Consider the following 21,739-nt stretch of genomic DNA (forward strand, 5'->3'; position numbering starts at 1 on the left):
TCAGAGCTGCTTCCTGGGGACGGGCGCGGTGAGCTGGACGCTGGTGCCGGCGCGCGGCGCCGGGGTGATGTCGAGGCTGCCGCCGATGAGCAGGGCCCGCTCGCGCATCCCGCGCATACCGGCGCCCTCGCGGGGGGCCTCGATGCCGCGTCCGTCGTCGGTGACGGTCAGCACCACGCGGTCGGCGGCGTGGTGCAGGGCGACGGTGACGCGTTCGGCGTCCGCGTGCCGGGCGGCGTTGGTCAGTGACTCCTGGGCGACGCGGTAGAGCACCAGTTCCGTCTCCGGGGCCAGGGCGGGCAGGTCGGTGTCGAAGCGGCGGGTGACCTGCAGGCGGGTGTGGGTGGCGAAGTCCTCGGTGAGCGAGGTGATCGCGCTGACCAGGCCCAGGTCGTCGAGCACCCCGGGGCGCAGTCTGCGGACCAGCCGGCGGACCTCGTCCAGCGACTGCCGGGTGATCTCCTGCACCTCGTGCAGCTCCTGACGCAGCCGCGGCGGCGCGTCGTCCGCGCTGTGCTTGAGGCCCAGCAGGATCGCGGTCATGCTCTGCCCGACCTCGTCGTGCAGCTCCTGCGCGATGCGGCGGCGTTCGGCCTCCTGCGCCAGCAGGGCCCGGGCACTGCTGGTGGCCCGCTCCTGTTCCAGCCGTTCCAGCATCGCGTTGAAGGCGCGGATCACCTCGGGGACCTCGCCGCCCCCGGACACCGGCAGGCGCTGGCCAGGCCGGAGCAGATCGACCGTGGTCATGAGCCGCCTGAGCCGGGCCAGGGGCGCCAGGCCGAGCCGCAGCAGGGCCGCGTTGGCGACCAGCATCACGGCGAGACCGCCGACGAGGATGACGGCCTCGGTGAGCAGGATCGGCACGGACACCGTCACCGGCGCCCACAGCAGCAGCGCCGTGGCCGCGCCGAGCACCAGGGCGTTGAGGGCGAAGATCCGCCAGAACAGGGACACCGGACCTACGACTCCTCTTCTCCGTGCTCGGTGCGCCACCGGGGGCGCCGGGGCGGTGGGCTTCCGGGGCGGCGGGGCACCGGTGCCAGCGGGCTTGCGGCGGGCACCAGGACGGGGACGTGGCGGTCCCCGCCGTGCGGCCCGTCCGCGGTGGCCGGGTGGCTCGGCGCGGGGTGCCCCACCGTCCGGGTGGGTTCTCAGCCAGCCTCCCCGGTTCACGCTCCGGCGTCGATGGGGGTCAGCCCCCATTTCCGGGGGCCCGCCCTGCCCACGACGTGTCACGTGGGTCGCCGGTCCCCGCCGGAATGGGGTCCGCGCCCGATGGGATCGCGCGGTGGACCGGGCCAGGCTGGGGAGCGACGAGACCACCACCCGGCCGGATCGCCGCCGGGCAGCCGAGAAGAGGACCGATCATGACCCTGGAGGTTCCCCGGGCCGAGCCCGACCCCCACGAAGCCCGTCAGCGCCTGGAGCATGCCCGCACCTCGCGGCTGGCGCAGCTGCAGGCCCTCGACGAGAGCCGGCCGGCTCCGGACGACCACCTGCTGTCCGAGCAGAAGAGCGCGATGCAACGGGCCCTGAAGGAGATCGACGAGGCCTTGGGGCGCGTCGAGCAGGGGACCTACGGCACCTGCCTGGGGTGCCGCAAGCCCATCCCGGCGGAACGGCTGGAGATCCTCCCGTACACCCGCCACTGCGTCGCCTGTCAGCGCCGCAGCGTGTGACCGCCCTCCGTCCCGGTCTCCTACACCCGGCTCAGGAAGAAGGGGTGACGTGATGAACCAGCAGGCCGTCGGCCGGAGTGCGCCGCACCTGTCGGCCGAGGATCTGGCCGTCCTGCGGGAGAACCTCCACGAGCAGCGCCTGTTCCGACGGGAGCAGCTGCGCCGGCTCGCCGAACCGGTCGCCTCGCGTGCCCGGGAGCTGCGCGGGCAGGCGGCCTCCGCGCACCTGGAGGTCGGCGCCAAGCTCGCCGCCTCGGCCCGGATGGTCCTGGCCGACGTGGAAGCGGCTCTCGCCCGCATGGACGCGGGCGGCTACGGCATCTGCGGGCGGTGCCGGCGCCCCGTCGACCGGGAGCGCCTGCTGATCGTGCCGCAGGCCCACTACTGCGGCCGGTGCGGGGGGACCGGGGACACCGCACGCTGAACGGCCGAACGGGGCCCTGGTCCCTGACATCTGTCAGGTACCGAGGCCCCTCACGCGTGCCTAGGCTGTCTGGCGCCAGGTACGGGAATCCTCCCGCGAGCCGACCCGGCACAGCGTCGAAAGGACGGCCCATGCGCAGGACGACCGCGGCACTCGCCGCAGCCGGAGCACTCACCCTCGTGATGACCACTGCTCAGAGCGCCGCCGCCGACGGTCACGGCCGCGGCTGGTACGGGGTCTGGGCGGACGGGGTCAACGTGCGGGACATCAACGAGGGAAACTGCATCCACGCGCCGAGCACCGCGAACTGCCCGACGGTCATCGGCCAGATCAACTCCTGGGACGAGGTGCTGGTGTACTGCCAGATCCCGGGGCAGTCGGTCGGCGGCAACCCGTACTGGCTGATGGTCGCGCCACGCGGCTGGACCAAGTACGGCATCATGTCCAGCTACTACGTCGAGAACAACACCAACTGGATCGACGGCGTGCCCGACATCAGGGGCTGCGTGATCTGAGGTCCGGCGCACCGGGACCGCCCGCCGGCCGGCGAGGGCTCAGGATCCCGCGCCGGCCAGGTCCCACCCCGCCGTCGAGCCGCCCGCGGCGGTGTCCCAGGGGCGGGGCCCGGTGCCGTCCGTCCACGCCCGCAGGGCCTCCCCGTCCACGCACACGATCCCGCACTGCTCGGCGTACTCGAGCGCGGGCGCGGTGAAGTCGCTCGTCGTGACCAGCGCGGCGACGTCCGCCTCGTGGACGGTGAAGCAGGTGCCGCCGAAGCGCTGCAGGTCCTGGGAGCCCACGCGGTTCGACGCGTCGTAGTGCTTGCACTGGATGACGATCCGCCGCCCGTCGGGGGTCAGCGCCACGACGTCGGCGCCCAGGTCCCCGGCGCCCCCCACGACCTCGACGGCGGAGCAGCCGTCGCGTGCGCAGAGGGCGGCGATCGCCTCCTCGAACTCCAGGGGCGTCAGCGCGTCGTAGTCGGCGGCGACCTCGAACTCCGGGGACACCGCCGCGTCGTGACCGGCGGTGTCCCCGAACTCCTCCGGGATCAGGGCGTCCCGCTCGGCCGTGACCTCGAACTCCTGCGGAATCAGGGCGTCCCGCTCGGCTGCGACCTCGAACTCCACCGTCGCCAGGGCCTCGTGCCCGGCCGCGGGCGCGGCCGCCGGGTGCCGGTCGGGCCGTTGCAGGGCGTCCAGTTCGTCGGCGGCCTCCCTCGCCGCCTCGTCCAGGGCTGCCGCCGCCCGGCGTGCCGCTCGCCCCACGTGCACCCGGCGCCGCAGCCCCATGACCCCCGCGACCGCCAGCACGGCAAGGACGAACATCCAGACGGGCCGCCGCTCGACGGCGTGCGCCACCGTGCGCGCGGCGAGGCCCAGGACGCACACGACCACGGCCAGGAACACGAAGAACAGCGCGGTCGAGCGGAGGTCGAAGCGGCGCCGGCGGTGCACCGGCGGTATCGGACGCGTGGGTGCGGTCACGGTGTGCCCCCTCTTGGGATCGATGCCCGGGATCGATGGAAGATCGTTTTCACCGTCTTCCCAAGATCGCGGTCTGATCTCCTTCGCAAGCACTTCGAAATCGCCAAAAGCCGACCGGAAGTTGTCTGGACCACCTTCGCGTCTTGAACACGCCTGACCGGTTCTGCTTGGGTGGCGGACGAATGGGGGGCGGTCCGGACCCGGACCCGCGACGGTCACACCCTTCATGCAGACCAGGGGAAGGTGCATGAAGTACTTCCGTCTGCTCGTCCTGGGCAACGGCATCTCGGCGTACGGCAGTTACCTGAACATGGTGGCGCTGAACGTCTTCGTCTACGACGCCACCGGCAGCGCGCTGGCCGCCGGCCTGTTCATGGCCGTACGCCTGGCGACGAGCGTGGTCTCGGGCTGGATCAGCGGACGGCTGGTCTCGGTCCACGACCGCAAGCGCCTCATGGTCGGCGCCGACCTGTGCCAGGCCGTGGCCCTGCTGAGCCTGCTGCTCGCCCCCGACGGCGTGCGCCCCGGGCTGCTCTACGTCCTGGCCGTGGTGACGGGCGGCTGCTCGACGCTCTCCCAGGTGGCGCTGCGCAGCAGCATCCCCGAGATCGTCGGGGCCGAACACCGGCTGCGGGCCAACGGGCTGCTGGTGACGGGACGTTCACTCGCCATGATCGCGGGCTTCGCCTCCGCCGGCGTGGTGGTGGCGCAGCTCGGCTACTCCGCCGCCTTCGCCCTGGACGCCGCGACCTTCCTGGTCTCGGCGACCGTGCTGTTCCTCCTCCCGGTGCGCACCCGGGCGGACGGCGGCCCGGCGGCCGGCGGCTCCGCACCGGGCTCGGAAGCCTCGCGTCTGACGGTGCGGATCCTGCTGGCCACGGCGCCGCTGCTGATGGCGATGATCGCCGTCCGGGCCGTCGACGGGCTGGGCTCCTCGTCCCACAACGTGGCCCTGCCCCTCTACTCCAGCAGCCTCGACCCCGCTCATCCGGCCACCTTCATCAGCCAGTTCTGGGCCACCTGGGCCATCGGCAACATCGTCGCCCAGCAGGTGATCGGGCGGGTCACCAAGAAGACGGGGCGGACACCGGGGGAGCGGGCGTTCGCGCTCGGCGCCATCGTGATGTCGGCCGGGTTCATCGTGGTCTTCAGCGGCCTGCCGACCGCGCCGGCCGTCGTCGCCGCGCTCGTCGCCGGAGCCGCCGACGGATTCACCGAGACCGTCTACGTGTCGCGGCTGCAGAGCGCCCCGGACGACCGGCGCGGCCGTCTCTTCGGGCTCTCCGCCTCGGCCGAGAACACCGGCTTCGGACTCGGCATGCTGGTCAGCGGCGCCCTCCTGGAGCGTTTCTCGCCGCTGCAGGTGGTGGCCGCCTTCCACGGCCTCGCGATCGTCCTGTGCGCGGCCCTGCTCCTGCTGCTGACCCTCCGCGGCCGGCGCGCACCCGCTGCCCGCGCGGACGAACCAGCCGGGGACGACCGGTCCGCGGTGACGGAAGGACGCGGCTGATGACCACCACCGCTTGCGACCCGCGCATGGCCGTCATCGGCATGGCCTTCCGGCTGCCCGGCGCCGACACGCCCGAGGACCTCTGGCGGATCGTCCGGGACGGCACGGACTGCATCACCCGCTTCACCGACGAGGAACTGGCCGCCGCCGGCGTCCCGGCCGAGGAGTACGGGGCGGAGGACTTCGTCGGGGCCTCCGGGATCCTGGACGACCTCGCCGGCTTCGACGCCCGGCACTTCGCGATGAGCCCCCACGAGGCGCGGATCACCGACCCGCAGCACCGCCTGTTCCTGGAATGCGCCCAGCACGCACTGGAGGACGCCGGCTACCCGCGCGAGCGCAACGGCACCCGGACCGGCGTCTACGCCAGCACCGGCTACCACCTGTACACCCTGCAGAACTACCTGCTCAACAACGTCCTGCCCAGCCGGCCCCCGTCCGACTGGCCCACCGGCATGCAGACGATCACCGGCAACTACGCCGACTTCACCGCCACCCGCGTCGCCTACCGTCTCGGCCTGACCGGACCCGCCGTCAACATCCAGACGGGCTGCTCCAGTTCTCTGGTCGGCGTGCAGGCGGCCGCGCAGGCGCTGCTCATGGACGACTGCGACATCGCCCTCGTCGGCGCCAGTGCCGTCCACGTCCCGCAGGTCCTGGGCTACCGCCACGTCAAGGGCTCGATCCTGTCCAGGTCCGGCCGCCTCAGAGCCTTCGACGCGGACGCCGACGGCACCGTGGGCGGCACCGGCGTGCTGGCCATCGTCCTGAAGCGGCTGTCCCGGGCCGTCGCCGACGGCGACACCGTGCACGGGGTGGTCCTCGGCTGGGGCATCGCCAACGACGGCGCGGGCAAGACCGCGTTCGCGGCGCCGAGCGCCGACGGCCAGCGCGCCGCCGTCCGGCAGGCCCTGCGGCGCGCCGGCGTCGGCGCGGACACCATCGGCTATCTGGAGACCCACGGCACCGGCACCCTCAAGGGCGACCCGATCGAGTTCGACGGCGCCGCCGGCGCCTACCGCGAGGACACCGACCGCACCGGCTACTGCGCCCTCGGCTCCGTCAAGGCCAACATCGGCCACCTGGACGCCGCTTCGGGACTCGCCGGCCTCGTCAAGGCCCTGCTGGTGCTGCGGCACGGCGTCATCCCGCCGATGGCGAACTTCACCCGGCCCAACCCGCTGCTCGACCTGGACCGCAGCCCGTTCTACATCCCCGGCACCGCCCGGCCCTGGCCCGCGAGCGACGTGCCGCGCCGCGCGGGCCTCACCTCCCTGGGCGTCGGCGGCACCAACGTCCACCTGATCCTCGAACAGGCCCCCGAACCGGCGCCCAGGACCACCGCGGTCCCCCCTCCGGACGTGCTGCTCGTGTCCGGAAGCACGCCGCAGGCCCTCGCCGACAACGCCCGTGCCTTCCGCGACCGGTTACGCCGGGCGCCCGCACCGCACCCGGCGGACCTCGTCACCACCGCCGCCGTCGGACGCGCCCACGGCCGCCACCGGCTCGCGGCACGCGGCGCCACCCCCCGCGCCCTCGCCGACGCCCTCGGCGCCTGGCTCGCCGGCACCGCCCGGGCACCCGTCGCCTCGGGCACCGCACCCGCGGAGGGCCCCCTGCGCGTGGCCTTCCAGTTCACCGGCCAGGGCAGCCAGTACCCCGGCATGGCCGCCGCCCTGTACGCGCGCTTCCCCGCCGTACGCGAAATCCTCGACGCCTGCGAGCACCACCACCGCGACCTCACCGGCGACGCCCTGCTGGCGGCGCTGACCACCGAGTACGCCCCGCAGGACCCGGAGGCAGGACCGGCGGACGCGGACCTCGCGCAGCCCGCGCTGTTCGCCCTGCAGTGCGCCCTGGTCCGGCTGTGGCACGACACCGGAGTCACACCCTGCGCCGTCACCGGGCACAGCGTCGGCGAGTACGCGGCGCTGTACGCGGCCGGGGCCCTGTCGCAGGCGGACGGCCTGCGCCTGACCACGGCACGCGGCCGGCTGATGCGGCAGCGCTGCGCGCCGGGCGCGATGGTGGCCGCGCCGCTCGACCGGGACGCCGCGCTCGCCCTGGCCGCCGAGGTCCCCGGACTGGAGTGGGCCGTCGGCAACGGCGACCGCTCCCAGGTGCTCGCCGGGCCGGTCGCGGCCGTCGACCGGGCCTGCGCCCTGCTGGACGAGCGCGGCACCCCGGGGCAGCGGCTGCCGGTGACCCGCGCCTTCCACACCGCGCTGATGGAACCCATGCTGGAGGAGTTCCGGAAGGTCCTCGACGACGTGGAGTTCCGGCCGCTGCGGATCCCGCTGGTGAGCGCCCTGGACGGAGCGGTCCGCCCGCCCGGCTGGATCCCCGACACGGAGCATCTCCTGCGGCACACCCGCGAACCCGTGCGCTACGACGAGGCGTTGCGTGCCCTGGGCGCACAACGGCCGGACGCCCTGCTGGAGATGGGGCCGCACACCACCCTCAGCGGCCTGGCCCGCCGTGCGCTGCCCGGCGTACCGGCGGTGCCGTCCCTGCGGCGCGGCACCCCCCTGGACACGCTCTGGGGCGCGGCCGCCGCCCTGCACTGCGCGGGAGCGGACCTCGACTGGGAACCACTCCTCGCCGGCAGCGGGGGCAGACGCGTCCCGCTGCCCGGCTACCGCTTCCAGCACCAGGACCACTGGACCGGGCCGCAGCCGACGGTCCTCGGCACGGCGAGATCAGCGAGATCAGCGAGAGCAGTGAAAAGGGGAACCGACGTGGTTCAGCAAGAGGCAGCGGTCGCGGGCGTACTGCACGACATCGTCGAAGCGACCGCCCGGCACCTCGGCGGGGATCCGGCCGCGATCGGCAACGACGTGAACTTCTTCGACCTGGGCGCCGACTCGCTGCAGATGATCAGCGTGCTGCGGGAACTGGAGCAGCGCCACGGTGTGAGGGTGACGATGCGGCAGTTGTTCGAGGAGACGGGCACGCCGCGGCGCCTCGCGGAGTTCATCGCGGCGCGCATGCCGGGCACCCCTGAGACGCCGCCCCAGGCAGCGGGGGAGTGGCCAGGGCTCGCCGAGGCCGCCACCGCGTCCGCAACGGCCCCTGCCACCGCGGCCACCGGAACCGTTCCCGAGCAGGCCGTGCCCGTGCCGCCGGTTCCGCAGGCCGTAGCGCCGGTCGCCGGAGCCGTGCCGCCGGTTCCCGGAGCGACGTCGCCGCTTCCCGGGGAGGTGCCGCCCGCCACGCCCGTCACGCCGTCAACGCCGGTCACGTCGTCGATGCCGGTCACCCCGTCGGCGCCCGTCGTCCCGCCCACGCCCGTCGTCCCGGCCGTCAGTTCGGCGGATCCCTTCCGTTCGGCGGATCCCGTCAGTGCGCCGGATCCCGTCACCGCGTCGGCCCCCGCCTACGCCACCCGGCAGGAGCTGGAGGACCTGGCGCAGAAGATCCAGCAGCTGTCCCGGATACAGCTGCAGATGATGTCCCAGCTCTCCCAGTTGCTCGCGCTCCAGACCGCCGCGGCGACGGCCCAGCTCAACGCCGCCGGCGCCGCCGGCACCGTCAACGGTGCCCATGGCGGCAACGGCGTCAACGGAACGGTGGCGAAGTGAGCGGCGGCCTCAGCGGCGTGTCCGCCGCGCTGGAACGGGACCTGGCGGCGATGGCCGACCTCTCGCGGCGCATCACGGAGCAGATGGGCGCGGCCGCCGCTCCCGCACCGGAGCCACCGCGCGTGCACGGACCCCGTGTGTCGGTCACGCGGACCTCCGGCATGGTCCGGGACGCCTCGCCCCACTCCCAGCAGGAGCACCTGGCCGGCCTCGTCCGCCGCTACACCGCGAAGACGCCGACCTCGAAGCGGATCGCCCAGCGCTACCGCCGTGTCCTGGCCGACAGCCGTGCCGTCGTCGGCTTCCGCAGCGCCACCAAGGAGATGCTCTACCCGATCGCCGGCCGCAGGGCGAGCGGCGCGCGCCTGGAGGACGTCGACGGCAACGAGTACGTCGACATCACGATGGGCTTCGGGGTCCTCCTCTTCGGCCACGAGCCCGACTTCGTCACCGAGGCCGTCCGCGAGCACCTCTCGCGCGGCATCCAGCTCGGCCCGCGCAACGTCGAGACCGGCGAGGCGGCGGAACTTCTCGCCGAACTCACGGGCCTGGAACGCGTGGCCTTCGCCAACTCCGGCACGGAGGCGAACTCGGCGGCCATCCGTCTGGCCCGCGCCGCCACCGGCCGCGACAGGATCGTCACCTTCCTCGGCGCGTACCACGGCCACGCCGACAACGTGCTGGGCCGCGCCTCGGGCAGCGGCGCCGACCAGCTCACCGTCCCCGTCTCCCGGGGCATCCCGCAGGCCGCCGTCTCGGACCTGCTGGTGCTGGACTACGGCAGCGACTCCGCCCTGGAGACGATCGCCCGGCACGCCGGCGACATCGCCGCGGTCGTCGTGGAGCCGGTGCAGAGCAGGCATCCGTCGCTGCAGCCGGTCGAGTTCGTCCGCAGGCTGCGCGAACTGACCCGCCGCCACGGCATCGTCCTGCTCTTCGACGAGATGCTGACCGGTTTCCGTCCCGCCCCGCGCGGCGCGCAGGAGCTGTACGGCGTCACACCCGACCTGGCGACGTACGGCAAGCTCCTCGGCGGCGGTTTCCCCATCGGCGCCATCGCGGGCCGTGCCGACATCATGGACGGCGTCGACGGCGGCCACTGGTCCTACGGCGACGACAGCTACCCGCCCGCCGACACGACCTTCTTCGGCGGCACGTACATCCAGCACCCGGTGTCGATGGTCGCGGCTCGTGCCGTCCTGGCCCACCTCAAGGAGCACAGCCCCCGTCTCCAGGAGCGGCTGAACGCCCGCACCGCCGAACTGGCCGCGACGCTCAACGGCTTCTTCGAGGCCGAGGAGTTCCCGCTGCGGATGAGCCGCTTCGGCTCCCAGTTCCGCTTCGAGCACCGGGCCGACATGGAGCTCCTCTACCACCATCTGATGCTGCGCGGCGTGCACGTCTGGGAGTGGCGCAACTTCTTCCTGTCCACCGCCCACTCGGACGGCGACATCGAGTTCGTGGCCGACGCGGTACGGGAGTCGCTGCGCGAGCTGCGGTCGGCGGGATTCTTCCCCGGGAGCCGGACCGTTCCGGCGCCCCGGACCCCGCAAACGCCGCCCGGACCGGCCTCGCCCCCACCCGCACCGTCCGGGGCGAACCCGGCCCCGACCCGAACTCCGGCGCCACCCGCACCGTCCGGGGCGGCCCCGACCCCGACCCGAATCCCGGCCCCGACCCAGACCCCGGCCCGAACCCCGGCGCCACCTGTCCCGTCCGGGGCGACCCCGGCCCCGACACCGCCTGCCCCGTCCGACGCGCCCCCCACCCCCGTCGCCTCCATGGCCTGGAACTCCGCGGCCGTGCGGACCGGCTCCCACCCGGCGTCCGCGGACGAACCCCCCTCCCGTACGCCCGACTTCAGCGTCTACTTCTTCGGCGACTACCCGCAGGACACCCCGGCGCCCCGTCCCGACCAGTACGAACTCCTCATGGAGATCGCCCGGTTCGCCGACCGGCACGACTTTCACGCGCTGTGGATGCCCGAGCGCCACTTCCACTCCTTCGGCGGTCTCTTCCCCAACCCGGCGGTGCTCGCCGCCGCACTGTCCCGCGAGACCCGGCGGATCCGCCTCAACGCCGGTTCCGTCGTCCTGCCGCTCCACGACCCGATCCGGGTCGCCGAGGAGTGGTCGATGGTCGACAACCTCTCCGGCGGACGCGTCGGCATCGGCGTCGCCGGCGGCTGGAGCGCCAACGACTTCGTCTTCTTCCCCGAACGGTTCGGCCGGCACCGGGAGCTGATGTACGAACAGCTCGCGGAGCTGCGCACGTTCTGGCGCGGAGACCCCCTGCGCCGCACCGGCGGTGACGGCGAGACCGAGGTGCGGCTCTTCCCACGGCCGGTGCAGGACGCCCCGCCCCTGTACACCGCGGTCGTCGGCAACCCCGCCTCCTTCGAGCTCGCCGCCCGCCACGACCTGGGCATCGTCACCAACCTGATGACCCAGTCCGTGGAGCAGCTCGCCGACAACATCGCCCGCTACCGGCACACCCGCGCCCGGCACGGCCTGGACCCGGACGCCGGGCGGGTCGCCGTCCTGCTGCACACCTACCTCGCCGGGGACCACGACACCGCGCGCACGGAGGCGTACGAGCCGCTGTCTCGCTACATGCGGGCGTCCCTGTCGGTGTTCAGCGGCGTCACCAACAGCCTCGGCCACAGCATCGACCTGGCCGACCTGAGCGAGGACGACCTGGAAGCGGTCTTCCGGCGGGCCTACGGCCGCTACTGCGACCAGCGCGCCCTGATCGGCACGGCGGACAGCGTCCGCCCGGTGGTGGACGCGGTGACGGCCGCCGGTGCCGACGAGATCGTCGCCCTCGTCGACTTCGGGGTCGCCGCGGACCGGCTGCGTGACGGACTGCCCCGCCTGGACGCGCTGCGCCGCCACTACGGCCGGACGGGCACGGCCGGATCGCCGTCACCGGCTCCCGCACCCGTCCGGCCGCCCGCCGCAGTGGAGGCCCCCCTGTCACCCGGTCAGGAACGCATCTGGTTCCTGGAACGCCTGCTGCCCGGACGCACCGCCTACAACGAGGTGAAGGCCGTCCGCCTGGACGGCCGCCTCGACGTGTCCGCCCTGCGCGCGGCCCTGCGTGGTCTCGTCGCCCGCCACGAAGGTCTGCGCACGGTCTTCCAGGAGCGCGGAGGAGAGCCCCGGCAGGTCGTACGGGCCGCTGCTGAGCCGGACTTCGAAGTCGTGGACGCCACCCACGCGTCCGGAGCGACCCTCCGGGACGTGCTGGCGGCGGAGAGCGACCGCCGCTTCGACCTCGCGAACGGCCCGCTGTTCGTCACCCGGCTGGTCAGGACGGCCGAGGCGGAGCACGTCCTCGTCCTGTCCCTGCACCACATCGTGATCGACGCGGCCTCGGCCACCGTCCTGGCCCGCGACCTGTCGGCCCTCTACCGGGCCGCACGCGACGGCACGCCGGCCGAACTCCCCGTCCTCACCTGGAGTTACGCCGACCACGCCAGGGAACTGGCCGCGTCCGCGCACAGCCCCCGGACCGAGGAGGAGCTGGCGTACTGGCGCACCACCCTCGGCGGCGAGCTGCCCGTGCTCGCGCTGCCCGCCGACCGGCCGCGCCCCGCCACCATGACCTCCCACGGCCACGCCGTCTTCCACACCCTCGACCCGGAACTCTCCGTCCGCCTGCGGGAGTTGAGCCGCACCCGGCGCAGCACCCTCTTCATGACCCTGCTGGCCGGATACGCGGCGATGCTGCACCGGGTCACCGGCCAGACGGACATCGTCGTGGGCACCCCGTTCTCGGACCGGCCCGAGCGGGCCGAGCACCTGCTCGGGTTCTTCGTCAACACCCTCGCGCTGCGCCTGGACCTGTCCGGCGACCCGGCGTTCGGCACCCTGCTCGACCGGGTGCGCACGGTCGCCCTCGACGCCTACGACCACGCGAGCGTGCCCTTCGAGAGGGTGGTGCGCGAACTCGCCCCGGCCCGGGCGGTCGACCGGACGCCGGTGTTCCAGGCGTTCGCCGAGTTCCAGCGCGCCGAACCGTTCCGCTTCGACCTGCCCGGCATCGAGGCCACCCCGCTGGACGCAGGGCCCGACAAGTCCCTGACGGACCTCACCGTCTACTTCACCGACCAGCCGGACGGCATCCGCTGCCATCTGGAGTACAACACCGACCTGTTCGACCGGCCCACCGTCGACCGGTTCTTCGCGACGTTCCGGGACCTCCTCGCTGCGGCGGCCGAGGCACCCGGGGCACCGCTGTCGCGGCTCGCGCCGGACACCCCGGACGCGGCGGCCGAGGGCGACCCGGTACCGGCGTCCTGGCGGCACGGCCCGGTCCACCCGCCCGCGGACACCACCGTGCACGCCCGCGTCGCCCGGCAGGCCGCCGAACGACCCGACGGCACGGCCGTGATCGCCGACGGCCGGCGACTGACCTACCGGGCCCTGGACGAGCGGGCCGAGCACCTGGCCGCGGCCCTGCGGGAGCAGCACGCCCCGGGCGAGGAGCAGCCGGTGGCTCTGTGGCTGCCGCGCTCCGCCGACCTCGTCGTCGCCATGCTCGCCGTGCTGAAGGCCGGCCGCGCCTACGTGCCGCTCGACCCGTCCCTCGGCCGCGCCCGGGCCGAGCAGGTCGTCGCCGAGTGCGGCGCCCGGGTCGTGGTGTCGACGCGGGAGGCGGCCGCCGCCCTGGCACTGCCCGGCGGAGTGACCGTACTGCCGCCCGACGCGGCTCCCCGGCGCCCGCCGGGCGCCGCCCCGACCGGCACCGGCCCGGACTCCGCGTGCTGCGTGCTCTACACCTCCGGCAGCACCGGCATCCCCAAGGGCGTCCTGGTGACGCACCGGGGCGTCGTCGACCTGTGCGCGTGGCAGCACCGGCGCTTCACGCCGACCCCGGCCGACCGCAGCGCCGCCGTGTGCAGTCAGGGCTTCGACGCCGCGCTGCTGGAGATCTGGCCGGCGCTGACGGCGGGCGCGTCGGTCGTCCTCGGCGGCGACGACCTGCGCAGGGACCCCCTGGCCCTGGCCCGCTGGTACGCCGAGCAGGGTGTCACCTTCTCCATCCTGCCCACCGCCCTCGGCGAGCAACTCCTGCGCCTGCCCCCGGCCGACCAGCCGCCGCTGCGCCATCTGCTGCTCGGCGGCGACGTGCTGCGCACCCGGCCGCGGCCCGAGGCACCGTACGAGACGGTGAACGTGTACGGACCCACCGAGACCACCGTGCTGTGCACCACGGCGACGGTCGCCCCGCAGGACCCCGGCAAGACCCGGCCGATCCCCCTCGGACGCCCCGTCGACAACGTGACGCTCAGCGTGCTGGGCCCGGAGGGCCGTCCGGTGCCGGTCGGCACCGTGGGGGAGCTGTACGTCGGCGGCCCCGGCGTCGCACTCGGCTACCTGGACCGCCCCGGGCTCACGGCGGAGCGCTTCACACCGGACCCGGACGGCGCCCCGGACGCCCGCAGGTACCGCACCGGCGACCTGGTCCGCTGGACGGCGGACGGGACGCTGGAGTTCTGCGGCCGGGCCGACGACCAGGTGAAGATCCGGGGCTTCCGGGTCGAGCCGGAGGAGGCCGCCCGCGTCCTCAACTCCCTGGACGCCGTACGCGAGGCGGCCGTGCTGGCCCGTCGTGACGCCCACGGCGAGGCCTACCTGGCCGCCTGGGCCGTTCCCGCCGGTCCGGTCGGCACGACCGCCGACGACCGGCAGGCCCACGCCGACCTGCTGGCCGAGGAACTGGGCACCCGCCTGCCGGATTACCTGGTGCCGCGCGCCTGGCGGATCCTGCCCGCCCTGCCCGTGACCGGCAACGGCAAGCTGGACCGCTCCGCGCTGCCCGCACCCGACCTCGTCTCGGCGGCCCCGGCCCGCCGGCCGGGCGCCCCGGGCGGTGGGGAGCCGCCGGCCGGTCACCCGACGGACGTCGAGCGGCGCGTACGGGCGCTGTGGGCGGCCGAGTTCGGCATCGACGCCGCTGAACTCAGCACGGACGCCTCCTTCTTCGACCTGGGCGGACATTCGATCACCGCGATGCGCCTGGTCAACGCGGTCCGGGAGGAGTTCGGCACCGAGTACCCGATGCTGGGCTTCTACCAGGAGCCCACCCTGCGGGCCATGACGGCCCACGTGACCGCGGCGGCGCCGGACACCGCGCCCGGGCCCGGCGACGACACCCCGGGCGAGGTGGTGCGCCGGGGACCCGCCACGCTCCAGCAGGCGCGCTTCGCCACGGTCCACGCCGACCACCGCCTGCCGCAGGTCTTCAACGTGGCCCTGCGCCTCACCCTCACCGGCACCCTGGACGTACCCGCCCTGCGCACCGCCCTGGCCCGGCTCGTCGAGCGGCACGAGGGGCTGCGCACCCGCCTGGCCCCGGTCGCGGACGGCTGGGAGCAGCAGGTGCTGCGGCCGGGCCCCGTGCACCTGCCGGTGGAGGACCTCACCGCACGGCCCGCGCCCGACCGCCGGGCCGCCCTCGACCGGGCGAGCGCGCAGGCCGCCGAGACACCCGTCGACCCCACCCGCGGCACGCCACTGGCCCTGCGTCTGCTGCGCACCGGCGACGACACCTGGGTCCTGCTCCTCGTCCTGCACCACTCCGCCTGCGACGGCTGGTCCGTCAGCCTGCTGCTGAAGGAACTCGCCGCCCTCTACGGCGCCGCCCTGCGGGGCGAACCCGCCGGCGCCCTGCCCGCGGTGGAGTGCCAGCCCGTGGCCTACGCGCACTGGCAGCGGGAGCAGGCCGACGAGGCGGACGAGCAGCGCAGGGTGCGGTTCTGGCTGCGCGAGTTGGCCGGAGTGCCGTTCACCGTCGGTCTGCCCCTGGACCGGCCCCGGCCCGACACGCCGAGCGGCCGGGGCGGGGCGGTGCCCTTCACCGTGCCGGCCGAAGTGCGGGACGGCGTCGAGCGACTGGCGAGGGAACGGGGCACGACACCGTTCGTGGTCACGGCGGCGGCGCTCGGCCGGCTGCTCGCGCGGGAATCCGGCCAGCCCGACGTCGTGTTCAACATCTCCTACGCCAACCGTGAGCGCCGTGCCTTCGAGTCCCTGCTGGCCTGCACGATCACCGGGTTCGCCCTGCCGGTGCGGGACGCGGCCGCCGGTGACTTCGCGGCGCTGACGGACCGGATCGCCCGCACGGCGGTGGAGTGCATGGACCACGCCCTGCCGGTGCGCCGGATCGCCCCGGCGCTGCGGGAGCACACGGGCGCCGAGGTGCCGGACCGGCTGGACGTCGGCTTCGCGTACCAGAACTCCCTGGACGCGGAGGTCGAACTCCCCGGCCTGACCACGGCCGTGGAGGACCTCGCCCCCGCCGCTTCCCGCACGGAACTCACCTTCGGCCTCGTCCCGGCCGGGGACGAGCTCCGGGGATTCGTGGAGTACTCCTCCGACCTGTGGGACCGCGCCACCATCGAGGGCTGGACCCGCGCCTATGTCGACCTCCTGCGCGAGGAGACCATCGGCGCCCCGGGGAACTGACCTCGCCGCCGCACCGCCCGGCGCCCGGGGAGCCGACCTCACAGCCGCTCCGCGCGGCGCCCCGGGGATCGACCTCACCGCCGTTCCGCCCGAAGGCGCGCCGACGCCGGTGCACCGCCGGGCGGAACGGCGGCTTCAAGTCATTGACAGGTCCGGACCAAAGCGCAACTCTGAGAGCGCTCTCACAACTCCTGGAACGCCCCACTCGTCGAACGGAGGCAGAGCGTGCTGCGCACACTCGGACACCGCGTCAGAGCCATGGGCCTCGCCCTGGCCGCGGCTCTCACCGGCTCCCTGCTCGTGACCGGAACGGGCGCCCCGGCCCATGCCGCGGTCCCCGCCACGATCCCCTTCAAGATCACCAACAACTCGGCCCGCGGCGAGCAGGTGTACATCTACAACCTCGGCACCGACCTGGCGACGGGACGCCAGGGCTGGGCCGACGCGAACGGCACCTTCCACCCCTGGCCCGCGGGCGGCAACCCCCCCACGCCCGCACCCGACGCCTCCATCCCCGGACCGGCGGCAGGGCAGTCGACCACCATCCGCCTCCCCAAGTTCTCCGGCCGGGTGTACTTCTCCTACGGGCAGAAGCTGGTCTTCAAGCTCACCACCGGGGGCCTGGTCCAGCCCGCCGTGCAGAACCCGACCGACCCCAACCGCAACATCCTGTTCAACTGGTCGGAGTACACGCTCAACGACTCCGGGCTGTGGATCAACAGCACCCAGGTCGACATGTTCTCCGTGCCGTACGCGGTCGGGGTGCAGCGGGCCGACGGCACCACCGCGACCACCGGCCGCCTCAAGCCCGGCGGCTACAACGGCTTCTTCAACGCCCTGCGCGGGCAGCCCGGCGGCTGGGCCAACCTGATCCAGACCCGCTCCGACGGCACCGTCCTGCGCGCCCTGTCGCCGCTGTACGGCCTGGAGACCGGCGCGCTGCCCGCCGGTGTCATGGACGACTACATCAACCGGGTCTGGCAGAAGTACGCCACGTCCACCCTGACCGTCACCCCGTTCGCCGACCAGCCGGGCACCAAGTACTACGGCCGCGTCTCCGGTGGCGTCATGCACTTCACCAACAGCGCCGGCGCCGTCGTCACCAGCTTCCAGAAGCCCGACGCCTCCTCCGTCTTCGGCTGCCACCGGCTGCTCGACGCGCCGAACGACCAGGTGCGCGGCCCGATCTCCCGCACACTGTGCGCCGGTTTCAACCGCTCGACACTGCTGACCAACCCCAACCAGCCGGACACCTCGGCCGCCGCCTTCTACCAGGACAACGTCACCAACCACTACGCCCGCAAGATCCACGCGCAGATGGCCGACGGCAAGGCGTACGCCTTCGCCTTCGACGACGTGGGCCACCACGAGTCCCTCGTCCACGACGGCAACCCGCGCCAGGCCTACCTCACTCTGGACCCGCTCAACTGATGGCTCCATCTGCACGCTGCGGTGAGGAGGTCCTCACCCGCGGCTGATCGGCCCTCCGGCCCGGCCCCGTGCGGCGGCACCCGCCGCACGGGGCCGACCGCTGCCGGAAGACGGAGGGGGTGCCGCGTCCGGGGGAGCGGCCCGCGAACCCGTCGGAACCGCGAGGTCGAACGGGAAGGTTCACGGGGCAACCGACAGGGAGCAGCCGTACGACAAGGGAGCGTCCACACCATGGGTACTGCCGTCCACGTCCCCCAGACCCGGGACATGATCGGGGAGGAGCTCTCCGGAGACGAGGCGTTCACCGCGCTGCGCCACTACGGGGGAATCCGGCTGCTCACCGACGCCTTCGCCCGGTTCCGGTACGCCGACGGGTTCACCAACGCGCGGGCCCTCGCCTTCCAGGTGGTGCTCGGGCTGGTCCCCTGCACCGTGGCGCTCGTCGGCCTCGCCACCTCCGTGCACACCGAGGGCGTGGGCCGGGTCGTCGAGCTCACCCTCGGCCGGATCGTGCCGGGCGCCAGCGCGGACATCGTCCAGGACGCTTTCGACGGCACGCGGCGCACCGCCCACGGTGACGTCTGGAGCACCCTGGCGCTCTGGCTCGGCCTCGGCTTCGCCCTGCTGAACCTCGCCTCCGCGATGGGCCAGATCGAGCGCGGCGCCAACCGCATCTACGGCATCGAGCGCGACCGGCCCTTCCCGCGCAAGTACGGCCGGGCCATCCTGCTCGCGCTCGGCGCCGGCGTGCCCCTGGTCCTCGGTTTCGTGGTCCTCGTCGCCGGTGAGGCCGTGGGCGACGCGGTGGCGGACACCGCCGGCTGGGCGGACAGCGGCCTGCCCTGGTGGGGCGTGCTCGACATCCCGGTGGGACTCGCCCTGGCCTGGATCGCCTCCGCCGTGATCTTCCGCTGGTCGCCCCGCCGCGTCCAGCCCGGCTATACCTGGCTGGCCTTCGGCTCGGCCGTCCACCTGCTGCTGTGGGTGTCGGCCACCTGGCTGCTCGCGTTCTACGTCGAGGAGAGCGGTGCCTTCGGCGCCGTGTACGGGCCGCTCACCGCCTTCATCGCCCTGCTGCTGTGGGCCAACCTCACCGCCGTCGCCCTCTTCCTCGGCATCGCCTTCGCCGCCCAGCTGGAAGCGGCCCGCGCCGGCATCACCTCGGCCGTCCGGCCGGATCCCGGGCCGGGCGCGTGAGGAGTCGACGGTCGAGGGCCGCTCGCCGGGTGACGCCCGGTCAGCGGCCGGCCGCCGCGGTCACCGTCGCGGGATCCACGCCGGTCAGCTCGACGATGCGGTGCGGGGGCACCCCCGCGGCCAGCGCCCGCCCGATCAGACCGTCCCGGCCGTCGGCGTAGTCCCGGTAGGTCAGCAGCTCCTCCTCGATCCCGGCGAGCGACTCCGGCGCCATCCGGTGCCGTACCCGGGTCAGCTCCTCGTCGCTGAGCGGCACCGGCAGCCGCTCCGCGTCCTCGGGCAGGGCCCCCGTCTCCTCCGGCGGCAGCAGACGCAGCTGCGGCGAGGCCGGCCCGGTGCCCTGCGCCTCCAGCCAGGCGCGGACCGCCGGTGTCTCCATGCACGCGAGTTCACCTACGGCGACGGGGGCCACCCCGAGCGGCACGGACGGGTCGTCCAGCAGGAACAGGTAGGCGTCATCGGTCATCCTGGGCTCCTTCCAACGGGATCCGATCGACGTCCCTTTACCCCGCGGCGCCCGGATTACCGCCCGCGTCAGGCGGCGGCGACCGAGACGCCGATGGCGATGAACAGCCAGCCGGTGCCCAGCTCCCAGCGGCGCCGGAACCCCGGCCTGGCCAGCATCGTTCGCAGACGCGCGGCCACGACCACGAGGGCGAACCAGTACGCGACGCCGATCAGGATGTCCAGGACGCCCAGCAGGAAGATCTGCCGCGCCACGGAACCGTCGCCGTCGACGAACTGCGGGAGCACGCTCAGGAAGAACAGCGCGGCCTTGGGGTTGAGGACGTTGGTGAGGAACCCCTGCGTGAAGCCCTCCCTCCAGCGTCCCCGCCCGGAACCGTCCGCCGGGGCCGGGGCCGGGGCCGGGGCCGGGGCCGGGGCCGACGCTGACGGTCCGGTCGTGCGGGTGCGCTCCCGGGCTGCCCGGCGGGCCGCCAGCACCGCCCGCACGCCGAGGAAGACGAGGTAGGCCGCACCCAGCAGCCGGATCCCGTCGAACACCAGCGGCGAACGCGTGGCGATCACCGACAGCCCGGCGGCAGCGGCCAGCATGTGCACGCACAGCCCGGTCTGGGCGCCCAGGGCCGCGGCCCTGCCCTTCGAAGGGTCCTCCGCCGCCGATCTGACGACGACGAGGAAGTCGGGGCCGGGCACCACATAGGCCACCAGCACCACACCGAGGAAACCGACCAGATCGACCGTCATGCGTAGCCTCCGCTCGCCGCCCGTGAGGTGACGGCCCGGTCGGGTACCCCGTGTTGCCGAAGGGCAGCACGCGGTCACGCCACTCGCCCGGGGCCCACCATACGGCGGGGCGGAGCGTGCGCCCGGGCGGGCGGCGCACGGGGATCCGGCGGTCGTGCACCGCGGACACCGCCTGCTTCGCGCGCCACTGGTGTGCGCCCCCTGGTTCCGCCGACGCTCTGACCTGACCGTCCGGCCCGGAGCGGCCCCGCAGCCCGGGCCGGACGTGCCCCTTGTACGGTCGGCGCATGACGGACACCAGGCGTTTCGAGGGGTACGGGGTACTGGTCACCGGTGGGGCCCGCGGCATCGGCGCCGCCACCGCGCGACGGCTGGCACGGGAGGGAGCACGGGTCCTGGTGGCCGACCAGGACCCGGCGGCGGCGACGCACACCGCCCGGACGCTGAACGAGGAGGGGCTGCTCGCCGAGGGCATCGCGTGCGACGTGGCCGGCCAGGAGGCGGTCGAGGCCGCCGTCGCCCACGCCGTGGACGCCTTCGGCGCACTCGACGTGCTGGTCAACTGCGCCGCCCACTGCTCACCCGACGCGCCCCGCTTCGAGGACGAACCGGACGAGTCGTGGGCCCGCGACCTGGACGTCACGCTGACCGGCGCCTACCGCTGCTGCCGCGCCGCCCTGCCGCACCTGGCCGCCTCCGGCCGCGGCGCGATCGTCTCCATCGGCTCGGTCAACGGCCTGCAGGACTTCGGCAACCACGCCTACAGCGCCGCCAAGGCCGGCCTGGGCTCCCTCACCCGCACCCTCGCGGGTCACGCCGCCGCCCGCGGCGTGCGCGTCAACCTGGTCGCGCCGGGCACCGTGCGCACCAGCGCCTGGGAGGGGCGCGACGAGGACCTTCGAGCGGTGCGCGGGCTGTACCCGCTCGGCCGGGTCGGCGAACCGGAGGACATCGCGGCGGCCGTCGCCTTCCTCGCCTCGTCCGACGCGGCGTGGATCACCGGCACCACCCTGGTCGTCGACGGCGGTCTCACCGCCGTCAGCACCGGCTTCCACCAGGCGCTGCGGCCCGGGCGATGAGTCCGGGCGGCGGATCGGGTCTGCCTTGGTATGACACGCATCATCGCCGACATCTCGGTCTCCCTCGACGGTTTCGTCACGGGCCCCGACCCCGGCCCCGACAACGGACTGGGCACCGGCGGCGAGGCCCTGCACACCTGGGCCTTCTCCGACGACCCCGAGGACCGGCGGGTCCTGCGCGAGGCCACGGCCCGCTCGGGAGCCGTCGTCCTCGGGCGCCGGCTCTTCGACGTGGTGGACGGGCCGCAGGGCTGGGACGACACCACCGGCTACGGCGCGGGTGAGGTCGGCAAGCCCGCCTTCGTCGTCGTGACGAGCTCGCCGCCCGCCTCCGTGCGGCTCGGCGACCTCGACTGGACGTTCGTCACCACCGGCGTGGCCGACGCCGTCGCCACCGCGCGCGGGCACGCGGAGGCGGCGTCCGCACGCGGCGGCGGGGACCTCGACGTCGTCCTGATGGGCGGCGGTGCCACGATCGCCTCGGCCCTGCGGGCCGGACTGGTCGACACGCTGAGCGTGCACCTGGCCCCCGTGCTGCTGGGCGCCGGAACGCCCCTGTTCACCGGCGGGGCGCCCCGCACCCTGGTGCAGCGGGACGTGGTCCCGACGACGACGGCGACGCACCTGACCTACCACGTCCTCTGACAGGGCGCAGCACCCACCGGGCCGC

General features: G+C 74.1%; 14 protein-coding genes. 10 read left to right on the forward strand and 4 right to left on the reverse strand.

What is annotated here, in order from left to right; all coding sequences use genetic code 11:
* Positions 1 to 954 carry a HAMP domain-containing sensor histidine kinase gene (locus ACPXCS_RS27915; RefSeq protein ID WP_425950650.1) on the reverse strand — a complete coding sequence of 318 codons (954 nt, stop codon included), beginning with the start codon at positions 952 to 954 and terminating at the stop codon, positions 1 to 3.
* A gap of 413 nt (positions 955 to 1,367) precedes the next feature.
* Between ACPXCS_RS27915 and ACPXCS_RS27920 the strand changes: the two genes are divergently transcribed.
* The 3 genes from ACPXCS_RS27920 to ACPXCS_RS27930 all read left to right on the forward strand — a co-directional run bounded on the left by ACPXCS_RS27920 (position 1,368) and on the right by ACPXCS_RS27930 (position 2,618).
* Positions 1,368 to 1,679 (forward strand): TraR/DksA family transcriptional regulator, encoded by a 312-nt coding sequence (locus ACPXCS_RS27920; RefSeq protein WP_425950651.1) that lies wholly within the window; start codon positions 1,368 to 1,370, stop codon positions 1,677 to 1,679.
* A gap of 52 nt (positions 1,680 to 1,731) precedes the next feature.
* Complete coding sequence (locus tag ACPXCS_RS27925) at positions 1,732 to 2,103, forward strand: TraR/DksA family transcriptional regulator (RefSeq protein ID WP_425950652.1); 372 nt, start codon at positions 1,732 to 1,734, stop codon at positions 2,101 to 2,103.
* A 131-nt stretch (positions 2,104 to 2,234) separates the two neighbouring features.
* Positions 2,235 to 2,618, forward strand: coding sequence for a hypothetical protein (locus ACPXCS_RS27930; RefSeq protein WP_425950653.1), 384 nt, complete (start codon positions 2,235 to 2,237; stop codon positions 2,616 to 2,618).
* A gap of 39 nt (positions 2,619 to 2,657) precedes the next feature.
* On the opposite strand, the gene ACPXCS_RS27935 is transcribed toward ACPXCS_RS27930, so the two are convergent.
* Positions 2,658 to 3,590 (reverse strand): restriction endonuclease, encoded by a 933-nt coding sequence (locus tag ACPXCS_RS27935; RefSeq protein WP_425950654.1) that lies wholly within the window; start codon positions 3,588 to 3,590, stop codon positions 2,658 to 2,660.
* Positions 3,591 to 3,837: 247 nt separating this feature from the next.
* Here ACPXCS_RS27935 and ACPXCS_RS27940 point away from each other — a divergent pair, with 247 nt between their 5' ends.
* The 5 genes from ACPXCS_RS27940 (at position 3,838) to ACPXCS_RS27960 (ending at position 18,781) form a co-directional block, all read left to right on the forward strand.
* Positions 3,838 to 5,100: an MFS transporter gene (locus ACPXCS_RS27940; RefSeq protein ID WP_425950655.1), complete on the forward strand. Its 1,263-nt coding sequence runs from the start codon at positions 3,838 to 3,840 to the stop codon at positions 5,098 to 5,100.
* On the forward strand, positions 5,100 to 8,681 hold the full coding sequence (locus tag ACPXCS_RS27945) for a type I polyketide synthase (protein ID WP_425971048.1): 3,582 nt from the start codon (positions 5,100 to 5,102) through the stop codon (positions 8,679 to 8,681). Before ACPXCS_RS27940 ends, ACPXCS_RS27945 begins: the two co-directional genes overlap by 1 nt.
* Positions 8,678 to 16,153: a MupA/Atu3671 family FMN-dependent luciferase-like monooxygenase gene (locus ACPXCS_RS27950; protein ID WP_425950657.1), complete on the forward strand. Its 7,476-nt coding sequence runs from the start codon at positions 8,678 to 8,680 to the stop codon at positions 16,151 to 16,153. Before ACPXCS_RS27945 ends, ACPXCS_RS27950 begins: the two co-directional genes overlap by 4 nt.
* A gap of 258 nt (positions 16,154 to 16,411) precedes the next feature.
* Complete coding sequence (locus ACPXCS_RS27955; RefSeq protein WP_425950698.1) at positions 16,412 to 17,584, forward strand: glycoside hydrolase family 64 protein; 1,173 nt, start codon at positions 16,412 to 16,414, stop codon at positions 17,582 to 17,584.
* 231 nt (positions 17,585 to 17,815) lie between these two features.
* Entirely contained in the window at positions 17,816 to 18,781 is a 966-nt protein-coding gene (locus tag ACPXCS_RS27960) for a YihY/virulence factor BrkB family protein (RefSeq protein WP_425950658.1), read from the forward strand.
* Positions 18,782 to 18,821: 40 nt separating this feature from the next.
* Here the strand turns inward: ACPXCS_RS27960 and ACPXCS_RS27965 are convergent, their stop codons facing one another.
* Both ACPXCS_RS27965 and ACPXCS_RS27970 read right to left on the reverse strand, forming a co-directional pair.
* A complete protein-coding gene (locus ACPXCS_RS27965; RefSeq protein ID WP_425950659.1) occupies positions 18,822 to 19,247 on the reverse strand; it encodes a DUF6003 family protein in 426 nt (141 codons plus the stop codon).
* Between the two features lie 68 nt (positions 19,248 to 19,315).
* The gene (locus tag ACPXCS_RS27970) at positions 19,316 to 19,990 is read right to left on the reverse strand and encodes a LysE family translocator (RefSeq protein WP_425950660.1); all 675 of its coding nucleotides are present in this window, start codon (positions 19,988 to 19,990) and stop codon (positions 19,316 to 19,318) included.
* A 287-nt stretch (positions 19,991 to 20,277) separates the two neighbouring features.
* Here ACPXCS_RS27970 and ACPXCS_RS27975 point away from each other — a divergent pair, with 287 nt between their 5' ends.
* Both ACPXCS_RS27975 and ACPXCS_RS27980 read left to right on the forward strand, forming a co-directional pair.
* Positions 20,278 to 21,069 (forward strand): SDR family NAD(P)-dependent oxidoreductase, encoded by a 792-nt coding sequence (locus ACPXCS_RS27975; protein WP_425950661.1) that lies wholly within the window; start codon positions 20,278 to 20,280, stop codon positions 21,067 to 21,069.
* A 30-nt stretch (positions 21,070 to 21,099) separates the two neighbouring features.
* On the forward strand, positions 21,100 to 21,714 hold the full coding sequence (locus ACPXCS_RS27980; RefSeq protein ID WP_425950662.1) for a dihydrofolate reductase family protein: 615 nt from the start codon (positions 21,100 to 21,102) through the stop codon (positions 21,712 to 21,714).
* The last annotated feature ends 25 nt before the right edge of the window (positions 21,715 to 21,739 follow it).

The sequence above is a fragment of the Streptomyces sp. DT190 genome (assembly GCF_049846985.1).
GTDB lineage: Bacteria > Actinomycetota > Actinomycetes > Streptomycetales > Streptomycetaceae > Streptomyces.

What these genes read in the sequence shown, in the direction of transcription:
- ACPXCS_RS27920 (WP_425950651.1), top strand. Translation starts at nt 1,368, where the DNA reads ATGACCCTGGAGGTTCCCCGGGCCGAGCCCGACCCCCACGAAGCCCGT.
- ACPXCS_RS27925 (WP_425950652.1), top strand. Translation starts at nt 1,732, where the DNA reads ATGAACCAGCAGGCCGTCGGCCGGAGTGCGCCGCACCTGTCGGCCGAG.
- ACPXCS_RS27930 (WP_425950653.1), top strand. Translation starts at nt 2,235, where the DNA reads ATGCGCAGGACGACCGCGGCACTCGCCGCAGCCGGAGCACTCACCCTC.
- ACPXCS_RS27940 (WP_425950655.1), top strand. Translation starts at nt 3,838, where the DNA reads ATGAAGTACTTCCGTCTGCTCGTCCTGGGCAACGGCATCTCGGCGTAC.
- ACPXCS_RS27945 (WP_425971048.1), top strand. Translation starts at nt 5,100, where the DNA reads ATGACCACCACCGCTTGCGACCCGCGCATGGCCGTCATCGGCATGGCC.
- ACPXCS_RS27955 (WP_425950698.1), top strand. Translation starts at nt 16,412, where the DNA reads ATGGGCCTCGCCCTGGCCGCGGCTCTCACCGGCTCCCTGCTCGTGACC.
- ACPXCS_RS27960 (WP_425950658.1), top strand. Translation starts at nt 17,816, where the DNA reads ATGGGTACTGCCGTCCACGTCCCCCAGACCCGGGACATGATCGGGGAG.
- ACPXCS_RS27965 (WP_425950659.1), bottom strand. Translation starts at nt 19,247, where the DNA reads ATGACCGATGACGCCTACCTGTTCCTGCTGGACGACCCGTCCGTGCCG.
- ACPXCS_RS27970 (WP_425950660.1), bottom strand. Translation starts at nt 19,990, where the DNA reads ATGACGGTCGATCTGGTCGGTTTCCTCGGTGTGGTGCTGGTGGCCTAT.
- ACPXCS_RS27975 (WP_425950661.1), top strand. Translation starts at nt 20,278, where the DNA reads ATGACGGACACCAGGCGTTTCGAGGGGTACGGGGTACTGGTCACCGGT.
- ACPXCS_RS27980 (WP_425950662.1), top strand. Translation starts at nt 21,100, where the DNA reads ATGACACGCATCATCGCCGACATCTCGGTCTCCCTCGACGGTTTCGTC.